The organism is Pseudomonas sp. PDM09 (assembly GCF_014852305.1).
Taxonomy (GTDB): Bacteria; Pseudomonadota; Gammaproteobacteria; order Pseudomonadales; family Pseudomonadaceae; genus Aquipseudomonas.
In genome coordinates, this window is record NZ_JACVBI010000003.1 from 213,551 (window position 1) to 228,376 (window position 14,826).

At 56.8% G+C, this 14,826-nt stretch carries 13 protein-coding genes and 2 pseudogenes; 9 read left to right on the top strand and 6 right to left on the bottom strand.

The genetic code is table 11. The annotated features are described in order from the left end of the window. Positions 1 to 6 precede the first annotated feature (6 nt). The 4 genes and pseudogenes from IB250_RS09635 to IB250_RS09650 form a co-directional block, all read left to right on the top strand. Positions 7 to 3,085, top strand: a pseudogene (locus IB250_RS09635) (DUF637 domain-containing protein); the annotation flags it as partial. A 972-nt stretch (positions 3,086 to 4,057) separates the two neighbouring features. Next, on the top strand, positions 4,058 to 4,696 hold the full coding sequence (locus IB250_RS09640) for a hypothetical protein (RefSeq protein WP_192343932.1): 639 nt from the start codon (positions 4,058 to 4,060) through the stop codon (positions 4,694 to 4,696). Positions 4,697 to 5,068: 372 nt separating this feature from the next. Further along, a complete protein-coding gene (locus tag IB250_RS09645; RefSeq protein WP_159439161.1) occupies positions 5,069 to 5,317 on the top strand; it encodes a hypothetical protein in 249 nt (82 codons plus the stop codon). Positions 5,318 to 5,357: 40 nt separating this feature from the next. Further along, positions 5,358 to 5,831, top strand: a pseudogene (locus tag IB250_RS09650) (hypothetical protein); the annotation flags it as partial. 286 nt (positions 5,832 to 6,117) lie between these two features. Here the strand turns inward: IB250_RS09650 and IB250_RS09655 are convergent. After that, positions 6,118 to 6,852 (bottom strand): DUF899 domain-containing protein, encoded by a 735-nt coding sequence (locus IB250_RS09655; protein WP_192343933.1) that lies wholly within the window; start codon positions 6,850 to 6,852, stop codon positions 6,118 to 6,120. Between the two features lie 202 nt (positions 6,853 to 7,054). Between IB250_RS09655 and IB250_RS09660 the strand changes: the two genes are divergently transcribed. Next, entirely contained in the window at positions 7,055 to 7,447 is a 393-nt protein-coding gene (locus IB250_RS09660; RefSeq protein WP_192343934.1) for a transcriptional regulator, read from the top strand. Positions 7,448 to 7,570: 123 nt separating this feature from the next. On the opposite strand, the gene IB250_RS09665 is transcribed toward IB250_RS09660, so the two are convergent. The 3 genes from IB250_RS09665 to IB250_RS09675 form a co-directional block, all read right to left on the bottom strand. Beyond that, complete coding sequence (locus IB250_RS09665) at positions 7,571 to 8,440, bottom strand: DUF6279 family lipoprotein (protein ID WP_192343935.1); 870 nt, start codon at positions 8,438 to 8,440, stop codon at positions 7,571 to 7,573. A 76-nt stretch (positions 8,441 to 8,516) separates the two neighbouring features. Further along, positions 8,517 to 9,233, bottom strand: coding sequence for a TorF family putative porin (locus IB250_RS09670; RefSeq protein WP_123494648.1), 717 nt, complete (start codon positions 9,231 to 9,233; stop codon positions 8,517 to 8,519). A gap of 210 nt (positions 9,234 to 9,443) precedes the next feature. Next, complete coding sequence (locus IB250_RS09675; RefSeq protein WP_017337097.1) at positions 9,444 to 9,632, bottom strand: hypothetical protein; 189 nt, start codon at positions 9,630 to 9,632, stop codon at positions 9,444 to 9,446. 351 nt (positions 9,633 to 9,983) lie between these two features. Here IB250_RS09675 and IB250_RS09680 point away from each other — a divergent pair, with 351 nt between their 5' ends. Next, the gene (locus IB250_RS09680; protein WP_008076708.1) at positions 9,984 to 10,820 is read left to right on the top strand and encodes a S1 RNA-binding domain-containing protein; all 837 of its coding nucleotides are present in this window, start codon (positions 9,984 to 9,986) and stop codon (positions 10,818 to 10,820) included. A gap of 188 nt (positions 10,821 to 11,008) precedes the next feature. Continuing rightward, positions 11,009 to 11,941, top strand: a complete 933-nt coding sequence (locus tag IB250_RS09685; RefSeq protein ID WP_192343936.1) for a DMT family transporter — start codon at positions 11,009 to 11,011, stop codon at positions 11,939 to 11,941. Here IB250_RS09685 and IB250_RS09690 read toward each other — a convergent pair. Continuing rightward, entirely contained in the window at positions 11,877 to 13,067 is a 1,191-nt protein-coding gene (locus IB250_RS09690; protein ID WP_192343937.1) for an MFS transporter, read from the bottom strand. The two genes, IB250_RS09685 and IB250_RS09690, sit on opposite strands and share 65 nt — an antisense overlap. A 104-nt stretch (positions 13,068 to 13,171) precedes the next feature. On the opposite strand from IB250_RS09690, the gene ptrR reads away from it, so the two are divergent. After that, positions 13,172 to 14,065, top strand: coding sequence for a putrescine utilization regulator PtrR (ptrR, locus tag IB250_RS09695; RefSeq protein ID WP_192343938.1), 894 nt, complete (start codon positions 13,172 to 13,174; stop codon positions 14,063 to 14,065). 139 nt (positions 14,066 to 14,204) lie between these two features. After that, on the top strand, positions 14,205 to 14,336 hold the full coding sequence (locus IB250_RS28830; protein WP_256348862.1) for a PA1414 family protein: 132 nt from the start codon (positions 14,205 to 14,207) through the stop codon (positions 14,334 to 14,336). A gap of 186 nt (positions 14,337 to 14,522) precedes the next feature. On the opposite strand, the gene IB250_RS09700 is transcribed toward IB250_RS28830, so the two are convergent. Next, positions 14,523 to 14,774 (bottom strand): acyl carrier protein, encoded by a 252-nt coding sequence (locus IB250_RS09700; protein ID WP_192343939.1) that lies wholly within the window; start codon positions 14,772 to 14,774, stop codon positions 14,523 to 14,525. Positions 14,775 to 14,826 lie beyond the last annotated feature (52 nt).

The window sequence follows — 14,826 nt, forward strand, 5'->3', positions numbered from 1 at the left end:
AGCGGCGAGTCTCTGGATGCAATCATCCAGGCGGGTGGAAACGTCACCCTCGATGCCTCCCAGAACATCAACAACAGTTTGGTCCGCCCGTTCTATGCTTATGTGGCGGCGGGTCGTACCCAAACCGACACCGGCGCGGGCAGTGGCTACTCGACGCGGATTCAGATCAACCAGCAACTCGCCCCCGATCTGGCCCAGCAACAAGTCAACCCGCTGGCCTTCCCGGCTTCAGCCTGCCCAGCAACCAGAACTGCCTGTTCCGTCTGAGCAGGAAGGCAGCACCCACCCGACCGGCACCGGCCCGCAAAGCTGGACCATGGGCGGTGCCAGCATCACCCCGACCCAGCGGCAGCAAACGGTACCTGCCACCAGCGCCGTCACGATCAATCGTGTCCAGGGTTTGCCGGACAGCAGCGCGCCGTCCAAACCGCAGAAATACCTGATCGAAACCAACCCGGTACTCACCGACCTCAAGCAATTCATGAGCTCGGACTACCTGCTGTCGAACCTCGGTTACGACCCGGACAACAGTGCCAAACGACTGGGCGATGGCCTCTACGAACAACGCCTGATCCAGCAAGCGGTAGTGGCCCGCACCGGCCAACGCTTCATCGGTGGTCAGACCTCCGACGAGGGCTTGTTCAAATACCTGATGAACAACGCCGTCGCCAGCAAAACGGAGCTCAACCTGTCTCTGGGCATCAGCCTGACCTCCGAACAAGTCGCGGCGCTGACCCACGACATTGTCTGGATGGAGGAGCACGAAGTGAACGGCGAGAAGGTGCTGGTGCCGGTGCTCTACCTGGCCCAGGCCAACAACCGTTTAGCACCCAACGGGGCGTTGATTGCCGGCAACGACATAACCCTGATCGCCGGCAAGGACCTGAACAACGCCGGCACCTTGCGCGCCTCCAACAACCTGTCGGCCACCGCCGCCAACGACCTGGTCAACAGCGGCCTGGTGGAAGCCGGCAACCGCCTCGACCTGAAAGCCAGCAACAACCTAGTCAACAAGGCGGGCGGCATCATCGCCGGCCGTGACGTCACGCTCACCGCCACCCGGGGCGACGTGATCAATGAACGCACCGTCAGCAGCTACGACGACCAGAACGGCCAATGGTCCTGGTCCCAGGGCTTTGCCGACAGCGCGGCGCGGATCGAAGCGGCCAACACCCTGAACATCAATGCCGGGCGCGACTTCAACACCATCGGCAGCGTGGTCAACAGCCGGGGTGAGCTGACGATTAAAGCGGGCCGGGACGTGAACATCGTGTCGGCGCAAAAGAGCAACAGCATCACCGATGGCCGGGATCATAACGATGCGTCGGTGACGCAGCTTGGCGCGCAGGTCTCCGCGGGTCGCGACCTGACCATTGACGCCGGCCGCGACCTGAGCGCCATTGCCAGTCAGATCGATGCCCAAGGCGACATCGGAATGGCTGCCGCAAACAATCTGACCCTGGCCTCGGCGGCGGATGAACAGCACTCGTATGAAAAAACCGAGAGTGTCACCCGCCAGGAAGACCATGTCAGTCAGGTATCCACGGAGATCACCGCGGGGGGTAGCGTTGCCCTGAAGGCGGGCAAGGATTTGACGCTGATCTCGAGCAAGGTCACCGCTGGGGATGAGGCCTATCTGGTGGCCGGTGACAAGCTCGAACTGCTGGCGGCGCAAGACCGCGACTACACGCTGTATGACATGAAGAAAAAGGGCGGCTTCGGCGCCGAGAAAACCCAGCGCGATGAAGTCACCGATGTAAAAAACATCGGCAGTGCAATCACCACCGGGGGCAACCTGAGCTTGGTCAGCGGTGGGGATCAGCGGTATCAGGTGGCGAAGTTGGAGAGTGGTAAGGACATCATCCTCGACAGTGGTGGGGCGATCGTTTTTGAAGGGGTGAAGGACCTTCATGATGAGAGCCATACCAAGAGTGATGGTGATCTGGGGTGGTTCGAAGCCAAAGGTTCGGGCACCACAGACGAAACTCTCCGTCAGAGCCAGCTAGTCGCCCAAGGACGACTGGTGATCAAAGCGGCTGGCCAGATCAGCATCGATGTCAAACAGGTCGACCAGCAAAGCGTCAGCCAGACCATCGATGCGATGGTCCAAGCCGACCCGAACCTTGCATGGATGAAACAAGCAGAAGCGCGTGGTGACATCGACTGGCGTCAGGTGAAGGAGATCCACGAGAGCTTTAAGTACGACAATTCAGGGTTAGGGGCGGGGGCGAAGATCGCCATCGCCATCCTGATGTCTTTCATCATGGGCCCGGCGGGGCTAGGCCTGGTGGGCGGCGGTGCCGCGGGCGCGTTTGCCACAAGCCTGGCGACTACTGCCGTTACCAGCACCATCAGCAACAAAGGCAATCTTGGCGCGGCGTTCAAAGAAACCTTCAGCGCTGACAGCCTCAAGGGCGCCGCCATTGCCGACTTCACTGCGGGCATGCTCGATTACGCGGACGCCAACTGGTTCGTCGGTGCGGCGGAAGGTGCAAAGTCCGCGAGCATTCTTACTAGCACCAACTTCACCGACATTGCGATACGGGTGGGTGGCCGTGCGGTGATCTCCAGCGGCATCTCAACCGCCATCGGGGGTGGCAGTTTTGGCGACAACTTCAGTGCGGCGCTGCTGGGTGAGGCTGGCAATGTGGCCATGGCTACCGGGTTTAACTGGATCGGCGACACCATCAAGTTTCCGGACGGGAGCCTCGAGAAAGTTGTCGCTCATGCGTTGATGGGAGGCTTGCTGTCGAAGGCGACTGGTGGTGATTTCGCGACTGGCGCTGCAGCGGCAGGGCTGAATGAAGCGTTGATGAATCAACTGGTCAGTATTGCGGATGGCAACGACCAGTTGCACGTAATGATGTCGCAGTTGACGGGGCTTGTGGCCGCAGCGGCGGTGGATGGGGATCTTCAGCAGGGAGCAGATATTGCGAAGAACGCCACGCAGTACAACTGGCTGCTACACAAAGAAGTTGCTGAGGCGGATAAAGCTCGAGCAGCTTGTGGTTCGGGGCCTGGTGCTCAAGTGTGCCAGGACAACATCACCCGGGCAATAGCAGCATTGGATGCCGAAAGACAACGTGATATGGAGGAGTTTGGGCGTCAGATTCAGCTGCGTGGACTACAAGAAGGGTGGACGCTCGATGAAATAAATGCGGCCAAGGCTAGATATTTTTCAGGCATTGACACAAAAGAACTTACAACTGTCTACCCCCCGTCGATGGAGCCTGGGTTTCTGGCCAGAGAAGGGTTGACGGGGTTCAAGGACCGAGCTGTTGCGTGGCCAGGAGGGGTGGTTGACACAGCAAAATCGGCTTGGAATGCCATTTCATCCCCTTTCGATACGATTGGCGGGATAGCGCTCGGGATTAAGGACTGGATTACCAGTCCGATCCCGTCGCATGCGCTAGAACGGGAGTTTGATAAAGTGGCGACCGCCTCTGCCCAGCAGTTAGGTGGTATGGTTTTTGACACGACTACTGGGTTTGCCACAGCTTATATTGGTGGGAAAGCTGTTGCGTGGGTTGGTGGGAAATGGGTTGATGCAAAAGCCCCAGGTGATACTGTTGTGCGCAGCGATAATGATTTTTCATCACCGGTCGGGGGAAATGGAAAACCAAAGGCATATATCAATGAGAATGGCGATTTGGTTCCTCCTAACCCAGAAGGGACCGGCAGCGTTCAAACACATGTGCGTGGAGGTGGTTCTGAAAACTCTCCCTACATCTCCGTAACCGACCCGAACGCTGCCTCGAATCCTAAGGACTACGGCACGCATAAAATCGAAATCGACGTGACGCGATTGCAGCAGGATATTGATTCCGGTGTATTGCCAAATACCAGGTTCTTGAGCAGCCGTGAAATCGCGGCCGAGTTGCAATCAAGGGTAGATGCGGCACGGGAGAAATACACGAACAACCCGTCCACGAAAAATGAGACTTCATTGACGAGAGCAGAGGCAGACTTGAGGAACGCCACACGTGATGGAGAGTGCTTGATCAAGGGCTGTGTCCCGGCCGACTATATTAAATTTATCGATAAATAGGTATTTGTCATGGATCGGAAAACAAACGACCTGCTTAATAGTATTCCGGAACATGCAGATTATGCTGCTGATGCAGGAGACCTGGACCCCGAGGATATTCCGCAGGAAAGAATGGATGCTGTGAAGGGGTTGCTTCTTCACGCAGATAATGATGTGGTGCGCTTCCTAGCTGCGAAGTTATTGACCAGTTGGGGGGTCCATGAAGGCCTGATTGCCTTGGAGAAGAGCATGGAAAGACCTGGAATTATCGAAGGCATCTATTCTCATAGGCTGCATGGATACGATGACACTTATCGTCAGATACTTATGGCAGTGACCATGTATTTTGCCAATATGGCTGACAGGGGGGGAAGAGAGGTGGCGAGAACCCAAGTCTACTCGCCCTTGTCGAAAATCATAGCGTTGGCGGGCAGCAAACCTTTTGAAATAGCCGATGTTTTTGCCTTCGTGAAGCGTGAAAGATATCTGGAGTATATACCTCCTATTGAACAGCATCTTGTTTCGATAATTGATCATCCAGAAATACATCGTTGGAAGATTTATGATGCTATCGAATTGTTAATGGATTTTGATCCTGAGTTTGTCATGTCTCTGTTGAAAGAAAAAAACAAGACGATTGATGATTTCAAACCAACAGTACAGGATTGACGCCAGTAAGCGGGAGGCAGGGATCAGGTCGACTCCTAGATGACTCTCAGACCACGTTTATTCTGGGACCGTAAAGGGGACGCCCATTAGCCGGTCTCAAGTCAAGGTTAAAAGCCTCCGCACCCTGCGGTTTTTAACTGCAGGGATTGCTCTTTAACTCAACCTGATCGGTTGAACCCGTCGAACCCGTTTCCTCTTCATTGGCTACGACCGAGTCGTGCCTGACACCCATGTGGATCAAGCGGTAGCGATACAGCGAGCACCGCCCTGGCAGTTTATTTTCTAAGAGTGGTGGCCAGAAAATAGGCCAGAAAATAAATCTGAGAATCATCTGGCCGGAATGGTTTGATAGTATTAAATGGGACTGATGAGATGATTGACTCAAAAACTGGTGAGCGAATTTTGGTCCAGCTGGATGAGGTTTATGGTCCATATATTCGCGTGTCAACATTTCAAGATGGTGGCGCACTGGAAGAAGTTTTGGATGAGATTTATTATGTGCTTTATTGGAAAGGAGTCCCTGAGGATCTCAAAGACTTTGGCGGTAATGAATACTATTTTGGCGGTGCTGCTGATCCGGTAAAGTTGCAAGTTATTCTGGATGCCATTGAGTTTAACTGACGGCGGGGAACCGAAACGGGATGGATTTGTTTGCTAAGGGTTAAAAGACGGTGTCCAGCTTCGTCAGAACACGGTGATGGTGGATGCGCAGCACGCCAAGGTCATCATGAGAGCCTCCGGTTATACGCACCCGGTAAAGTTTTCGATCAGGCGCGCAGCAGATCCCGACCAGCGCATGGAGGTGCTTGGAACCGTGGTGGATTCAGGTCAGGGGAAGGTATTCGGCTGGATCGCCAAACTTAACGAAGTGGCTAACAGCGCTACGCTTAAACGCTTCCCGCAGTTGGAGGTTGAGGCCGATGCCGATCAGCCATTCCAGATGTCGGGTTATTCGAACGGCGTGGGTGTTGGGAATACCTATAGCTGCGGTCCGCTCAAAACCACATTCACACCGGAAAGAAGCAAGGTCTATTTGGTGGAGTTCCAGTTTGTTGGTAGCCGTTGTGAGCAGCATGTTTACGATATAACTCAGCCTCAGGAACGCATTCCCGTGATGAGCATGCCTTCTGCGTAAAAGACGTTAGTTTATTGGTATTCACTATGTAAATCGGGCGGCCCATAGGTCGCCCGTTTTTCATTCTCTCCGCAGCCTGCGCCCGCAGCGGTCTGCCAATAACATCCATCAATTCACAATCATCACGCAAGCTCGTGGGAGCGAGCCTGCTCGCGAAATCGGTGTATCAGTCGACATCAATGTTGAATGTCAGTCAGTCATCGCGAGCAGGCTCGCTCCCACAGGGGATTTGTGGTGTTCACGGATGTTGTGTTCAACCCGAGCCAATGCCCGCGATGGCTGCGGTCTACCCCCCATGACAGCAACTGGCCGGCGCCTTGTCCTCATACCGATCGTGATGCCGCACCCAGTCCATAATCTCCTCTTCATTACGCCCCTTGGGCGTGAGGTCCAGATAGTTATAGGCACCCACCAGCAAATCCAAACCTCGGGCATACGTTGAATAGGTGTGAAAAATCTCCCCCGCTTCATTGCGATAAAACACGCTGAGCCCTGGGAGTTCTTCTTCAGCCCCGTCGGATTTTTCGTAGTTGTAGGTAGCTTTTCCAGCGGCGACGTCTTCGGCCCGGGCTGAGACGCCAAAGTCATAGTTGAAGTCGCAGCCTTCGGACGAGACCCAGTCGAATTTCCAGCCCATGCGCCGTTTGAAAAGCTGGAATTCGGCGAACGGTGCGTGGGAAACCGCGACCACGGCTACATCGTGATGGGCCAGGTGTTGGTTGGCGCCGTCGATATGGTCGGACAGGAACGAGCAGCCTGGGCAGCCTTCGTCCCAGCCTGCGGCGAACATGAAGTGGTAGATGATCAATTGGCTGCGCCCGCCGAACAGGTCGGCCAGGCTCAGTTCGCCGTTGGGGCCCTGAAAGCGGTAGGGTTTGTCGATTTTCACCCAGGGCAAAGCGCGGCGTTCGGCGCTGAGTTTGTCTCGTTCCTTGGTGAAGGCTTTTTCGTGGGCCAGGTGTTGTTTGCGGGCAGCGAGCCATTCTTCCCGGGACACGACCGGATGGTTCTGAATGTTCATGGTGATTTCTCCTGCATGCTTTGGCGAAAGTCGATCCGCGCAGAGGGGTAAACCGTCTTACACAGCCTAGTCGTTTGGCCTGTGCCCTATTCGACATACCGCTGGTCGGTAGGGCGAAATACCTCGGCTGAACGGCTGCCCACAGCGTCGGTCACAACCTATGAAGGCCATCTCATTCGTGGGTACTGGAGGTTGAATCAGGATGACGATTTATAACTGGGATTTGATTGAACGCTTGCTGCATGAAGTGCAGAACGGCGCTGGCCACAGTTTCACCCCACGGCCTTATGCCGAGCAGTATGCGGCGGAGAAAGCTGCCGCGGGTGAGCCGTTTGAGAACCTGGATCACCTGAAAACCGTGGCTGGCGAGTATGAAAAATTACTGCTGCTGCGGGGTTATATCGAGCCTCGGCCTGAGGACCAGGGTGGTAATGGCGAGAATTACATTTTGACGCCCAGGGGCTCGAGTTTGTTGAGCCTGATCGATAGCAGCATTCCGGGTAATGAGCATCCGCGGCAGGTGCTGGATGAACAGGAAGATGCGCTGGAGGAATTGACGTTTGATGAGGTGGCGTCGAAGGCGCAGATTGCCTGATTTTGTAGCGACAGCAAAAGCTCGCAGCCTTCGGCAGCTCCTACATGGAGTCGCGTACACCCTTAAACATCGGGCGGACACAAATTCTGTAGGAGCTGCCGAAGGCTGCGATCTTTTGATCTTCTAGTCTTGCCGCGCCGCTTTCAGGCATTTCAAATCAGCGAAATCCTTGCGCACACCTTCAATTTTTTGCAGCAACCGTTCACGTTGAACCGGTGTGCTGTCGGCCATCACGTCCACCAGCAACGCCCGAGCCTGGGCTTCGGTGTTGGCGTAGGCCTGGCGGTAAGCCGGCGTCCACAAACTCTCGCGATTTACCAGAAGTGTCTCGATTCGCTGTGGGAATTCCGGGCTCTGCCGCTGCGCGACTGCCGCGCTGAATTGCTGTTGCCAATGGGCGCGGTTGGCAATCCATTGCTTGTTCTGATCACCCAAGGCATTCGACCAGGCCACGACCCGTTGCTGTTGGCTTGGGTTGAGCGGGCCGAGCCAGTCATTCAGGCGTTTCTCCATGCGCTTGCTCCGCTCTTTGATCTGTTGCTCCAGAGACGGCTTGAGGTAGGCCTCCTGGCGTTTGCGTTGGTCCTTGGTGAAGGCGTCGTTCATTTCCGCGACTTGCTTGTCATCAAGGCCCTGCAACAGCTCGATGGCCGACGGGGTGATTTCCCGGGCGGTATCGGCGATGGCCTGTTTGGCTTCCTGGGTGCGGGTTTGCAATGCGGCGTCGGTGATCTGGTTGGCCTCGACCATGGCCTGCAAACGATCCAGCCAGTCGAGGTAACCGGGCAGTTGCGTGGTGCAGTGCCAGCTCAGGTGTTCTTTGAGGCGCTCGTTGAACCAGTCTTTTTGCTCGTGATTCATCTCCAGGTAGTCGCTGAGCGTCCAGGGAATGATCACGTCGAGATTGCGGTAAGCCAGGCCCACGCGGCTGCACGCGGCGACAGTGAGGCTGAGGGTGATGATGACGCCGAGCTGTTTCCACCAGTGCGACATGGCGAGTCCTTGCGAAGACCTGGTTTCTTAAGGGTTCTCTTGTGTGATCGCGGGATAAGCCCGGCAGTTCAGCCAATTAATAGAAGCTGTGCGCAGCCTTGAGCGTCACCAGGCCGTCGCACTGGCTATTGTGGCCAGAATAAGCGGAACAATCGCTGCCGCTCAGGCTTGAATCACTGTAGATCAAGTCCAGATCGATGCCCATGAATGGCCGGGACAATTTCACTGACCAGTCGGTAAAACTGCCTACATACCCATCGTCGACGGACACCGGTGTGTTGAGTTGGTGGGTGGTGTATTTCAGGCTGATCCCGATGCCGAACGGCTGATTGCCACTGAGGTCGGCGAACAGGGTGCTGTTCTGTTTGTCCGGGTCGTTGCTAAAGGCCGCGCCGAAGCGGCTGCCCAGCAGGGTCAGGCCGCCGAACAGCTCCTGGCTGTCGAGGGTGTCCACTTTCGGGTAGCTGTATTGGATCATGCCCACTTCGTAGCCGAGGGAGTGATCGAAAGGCTGTTTAAAGCCCATGTAGGAATCGACTTCAAGGTTGCTCGACGGGCTGAGTCCCATGCTGGGGGACCATTGACCTACATAGAAGCCGCTGTCGTGGCTCAGGTCGAGGCCACCGTGGAACGAGCCGGTCGTCGAGGGTTTGACCAGCCCTTGGGCCATGCTGCGGCTGGGGGTGGTCGCGAGCTTGAGATCGAAATCGCCCAGTTCGCGCTGGAAGACTTGTGCTTGGGCGACCGAATACCACAGCAGGCTGCCGAGCAGAAAAAGAGAGGGCTTGAGCATGCGTCACTCCATGAACAGCGAGGAGCAGGTCCTGAAAACCTGCTGAAACGCTTGATCCAGACACGTGCAAGCATACCGGCGAATGTTCGGCATCGAGGGCCGTTCGTCGATTTTTGAAATATTGATTTGTTTTATGGGGTATTGCGGGAGGGTTCCAGTCCAAGCGCTTCGAAGCTCAAAGCGCTTAGGGACCAGTTAACGCGGGGGAAATTACTTCTTGCCCAGCGTGATCTGCTTGGACGGGCCGAACGTCTGGCCGCTGACGCCTTTGGCAATTTGCTGGATCTCTCCGCCGGACTTGAGGAACGCAGCGATCTGGTTGTTGATCGATTCGCTGGTTTCAACGGCTGGAGCTGGCTTTGCTTTGCTGTTGGATGCTTTTACACGCATGGCGGCCATTAACCTGTAGAAATTAACTTGGCCAGGCATCGTACAGGAAATACTTGACAATTGCTTGGTAAATATCCTCCCGAAATACACCTTGGAGCAACGCAATTTATCGCAAGTTATTATTCGCAATGTTCCCGTAAGCTGCTGTTTTAACTAAGAACCCAAGTGAGGAAAAAGCGCTTTTCGGATGGGCTGGCGAGGGGGAGGAACAGCCGAACGGCCTGACGAGCGGCCAAACGCACGCGGCAAAACCCAGGAAAATTAAGGCCTTCGACGGATTTTCTTGTGCCACCGGACCGGCCGCCGAACGCGGCCCGCAAAACCGGGTAGAATGCCGCCCACGCAATGAGGGTATTGGACATGGCTTTAGTCGGGCGCTACAACAGTTTGCAAGTGGTTAAACACACTAACTTCGGTTTATATCTGGACGGTGGCGCGGATGGCGAAATCCTTCTGCCTAACCGTTATATTCCCAAAGATATTCCCAGCGAAGATGAAGACTGGCTAAACGTTTTTATTTATCTGGACAGCGATGACAAACTTATCGCAACGACCGAAAAGCCGAAAGTTCAAGTCGGTGAATTCGCCAGTTTGAAAGTTGTTGAAGTCAACAGCATCGGCGTGTTTCTGGATTGGGGTTTGCCGAAGGACCTGCTGCTGCCGTATTCCGAAGAAAAGCGCCAGATGACCGCCGGCGAGTACGTCGTGGTGCATGTCTACCTCGACAAACACACGCGACGCATCACCGCGACGGCGCGTCTGGACCGCTACCTGGACAAGACCCCGGCCAATTACACCCCGGGTCAGGAAGTTGATTTGCTGGTGGCCGAAGCGACCGATATGGGCTTCAAGGCAATCATCAACAACAAGCACTGGGGCCTGATCCACAAGAACGAAATCTTCAAGTTCATGCGCGCCGGTAAAGAAGAGAAGGGCTTTATCAAAGAAGTCCGCGCTGACGGCAAGATCAGCCTGAGCCTGCAACCGGTGGGCGAGGAAGCTGCCACTAGCCTGAACTCGAAGATTCTTGCCAGGTTGCGCGACAACAACGGCACTCTGCCAGTCAGCGACAAGAGCGACCCGACGCTGATCAGCAGTATGTTCGGCGTCAGCAAGGGCAACTTCAAAAAGGCCATTGGTGCGTTGTACAAGAACGGCCAGATCGTCATTCACGCTGATCGTATCGAACTCAGCTGACCCTACGCCGGCCACGGCCGGATGACGCACGTGATGATTTAAAGGTCTTTTGCAGACACCTTTTTCTGTCCATCTGGTTAATAATCGACGGCATAATTTTTCGCCCCGGCACTCTGTTCAGTCAGAAGGTCGGGGCTTTGCGTTTACTGTCGAGTCACTGCCATGGATTGTGTTATCGAGGTGTTCCGGTGAGCGCCACCCGGCGTAGCGCCGATGGATTTGCCCTGCAAGTGATGGTCGGGTTGTGCCTGATCTGGGGCGTGCAGCAGGTGATGATCAAGTGGGCCGCGCCCGACATCGCGCCGGTCATGCAAGCGGCGGGGCGGTCGGGTATTTCCGCATTGCTCGTAGGATTGTTGATCTGCTGGAAGGGCGGTTGGGATCAGGTCGGTAATACCTGGCGCGGCGGCTTGCTGGCGGGTGCGTTGTTTGGCCTGGAGTTCTTCTTCATTTCCGAAGGCCTGCAATTGACCACGGCGGCGCACATGTCGGTGTTCCTTTATACCGCGCCGATCTTCACCGCATTGGGCGTGCATTGGCTGCTGCCCAGTGAACGTTTAAGACCGGTGCAGTGGCTGGGGATTGTTCTCGCCTTCATCGGCATTGCCATTGCGTTTGCCGGTGGCGTGTCGTGGGACAACCTCGACCACCGCATGCTGATGGGCGATGCGTTGGGCGTGCTGGCTGGCGCGTCGTGGGGCGCGACCACCGTGGTGGTGCGCGCCTCGCGCCTGTCGGAAGCGCCGGTGACGCTGACGCTGTTTTATCAACTGATCGTCGGCTTCGTCGGCCTGCTGTTGATCGCGATCCTCAGCGGGCAGGTCACTCCTGTCAGGCTGACCACTGTTGCCGTGGCCAGCGTGCTGTTCCAGGGGTTGGTGGTGTCGTTCTTCAGTTACCTGACCTGGTTCTGGCTGCTGCGTCGTTATCTGGCGGCGAACCTGGCGGTGTTTTCGTTCATGACGCCGCTGTTCGGCGTCACATTCGGCGTGGTGCTGCTGGGCGAAGAACTGAGCCTGAACTTTGTGATCGGCGCGGTGCTGGTGCTGCTCGGGATCACTTTTGTGAGCGCAGAGCAGTGGGTCCGCCGTCGTTTGCGCAAAGCACTTGGGCAACCCTGACCGGGCGCAGCAACAAACCTCCTGCGATGAGCAAACCGCTGCCGGCGATCACCAGCGCGGGTTGCAATCCACCGCTGAAATGACTGCTCAGCGCGGCCAGCAACGGCCCGCTGAGCTGACCCACGGCGAAGCACGCGGTCAGCAGCCCGGCGTTGCGCTGGGTGGCATGGGGCGCCAGTTCCCGGGAGCGCTGCATCACCAGTTGCATGCAGGCCAGGAACGGCCCGCCACACAAGATCACCCCCAACGCCAGGCCGGCACCGCTACCCAACAGGCAGGCGAAGACCCCGGCCGCTTGCAACCACAATGTTGCCATCAGCCAATGGCGAGTGGCATTCGGGTTGTGCCGACGCAGGCTCACCAACACCACCCCGATTGCCGCCGCCAGACCGAAGCATGGCCAGAACAGATCGGCTTGCCATTGCCCATGGAACTGTGCGCTGGCCATTTGCGAGAGGAAAGTGGCCGGGATGATGTAGCCCAAACCGTATAACCCATAGATCACCGGTAAACGTCCGACACCTTGGGCACCCGATGTGACGGCAGATGGGGACGCCGTAGAAAGAGCGGCCGGTTGCGGCAGGAACGGCAGAATCCCCAACAGCATCACCACCCCGACTCCGGCATACACCAGCCACAAGACTGCGGACGTCTGCCCCAGCAGGTTCGAGCCCAAGGCCAACAACCCTGTCAGAAAAATCCCCAGACCCGGCCCGGCAAAGACCAGGGCGCCAAGCCGCGGACGACCGGCCGCCGCTGCCAACGGTTGACTCAATGCAGTAATCATCACCAACACCCACGCACTGGCCACGCCTGTGCCGAAACGCAATGCCAGATGCGACCAGAACCCGTTGGCCCAGAACGAGGCCAGAGTCAGCAGCACACAGAGCCACAAACCGCCGAGCAGGCGTCGACGAACCTGGTCGGGGCGACGAGCGAACATCGCGTCCACCGCGCCGACGAAGTAGCCGAGGTAGTTGGCGGCGGCAATCAGACCGGCGGCAGTCAGGTCGATCTGGCCTTCGCTGAGCAAGTGCGGCAGTTGCGGGGTCAGGGCGAAACGCCCGATGCCCATGGCCATCATCAGGGCGATGAAGCTGGCGGTTAAGCGAATCAGAGGGGACATGGTCTGAGTTCCGTTTCGAGGATCAATGACCGTCAGGCTAGGACTGATTGACTTTCTTTAAAAATGAATAATAGTGAGAAACTTGTTCTGATTTGGAGAATTGCGTGGAATTCAGCCAATTGCGGATTTTCCAGGCGGTGGCGCAGGAGGGCTCCATTACCCGCGCTGCTGAACGATTGCATCGCGTGCCGTCCAACCTGTCGACCCGGCTCAAGCAGCTCGAAGAGCAACTCGGTGTCGAACTGTTCGTACGTGAGCGTCAGCGTTTGCAGTTGTCACCTGCGGGAAAAGTCCTCTTGGACTACACCGCCAAGCTGTTCGCCTTGCACGACGAAGCCCACGCGGCAGTGCAGGGCGGGCAACCGGCCGGGGACTTCGTACTGGGCACCATGTACAGCACCGCCGCAATTCACCTGCCAGAGCTGTTGGCGCGTTATCACCGCAGCTATCCGGCGGTGAACCTGCAAGTGCAATCGGGCCCCAGCGGCGAATTGCTCGAAGGTCTGCTCACCGGGCGCCTCGATGCGGCGCTGGTGGACGGTCCGCTGGAACTGGCCGGGCTCGACGGCGTGCCGTTATGCCACGAACGGCTGGTATTGATCAGCGAGGCCGATCATCCGCCGGTACGCAGTGCACTGGATGTCGAAGGACGTTCGGTGTTCACGTTTCGGCAGGGCTGTTCCTATCGGATGCGTCTGGAAGCCTGGTTTGCCCATGACCATGCAGCCATGGGCCGGGCGATGGAGATCGAGTCTTATCCGGGAATGCTTGCCTGCGTGATTGCCGGCTCCGGCGTAGCGCTGATGTCGGAGTCGATGCTCGCTAGTCTGCCGGGGCGCGAAAGTGTGGCGGTGCACCCGTTGGCCGAGCCGTTCGCCAGCGCGACCACGTGGCTGATGTGGCGCAAAGGCATGGTCGGGGCCAACCTGAATGCATGGATCGAGCAGCAGCAGGCGGTGTATCCGTCGGCAGCGATTCAGACCCAGGCAATTGCTTGAACGGGCGGTCTGGGATTTGGATCAATTTAGTAACAGATCATTGCGATCTTGGGCGAGCATTGCGTAGGACTTCGGACTATTATCAGTGCGAAGGGGCTACAGAACTTCAGCCGCTCGGCACTACCCTGAAGGGGGCACCATGAAAGAGAAAATCCAAAACTGGCTGCATGACCTGGGTGTCGCACTCGGTTTGATCGAACCGCCTCTGCAACCCATACCCATTCGCACTGACGACGAACAACGTCGCCGCCAGCAGCAGCGCCGCCGGTAATTCTGGCAAATCACCTGTGGCGAGGGAGCTTGCTCCCGCTGGGGCGCGCAGCGGCCCCATTCATCGCCACAGAGGTGGATCAGGTCGAGCACGGATGCAGCTTGCGATTGCTGCGCAATCGAGCGGGAGCAAGCTCCCTCGCCACAGAGGTTCATTCGTCATATCGGTGGTATCTGACAACCCGTCTCAATACCGCCCGATCTCAATCAAAAACCGGCTCAAGTCGTCGACGGTCGTCGCAGTCTTGAGCATCCGGTCTTCTTCGGCGGTAAACGCTGTCAATCCCAGCTTATCTTCCAGATGGAAAATCAGATCTTCAATGTCTTCTTTATCCAGTCCCAACTGCACCAGAGGGGTGTTGTCGTCGAAGTCATCCCGGCCCTCGAGCAGGCGGCTGATGAAGCGGTGCACGGCTGTATGAACGGCGTCTCTTGTCATGATTGTTCTTCGAGGGCGTTATTGTTGTTGTCCCTGGTGCTGAGTACAGCAG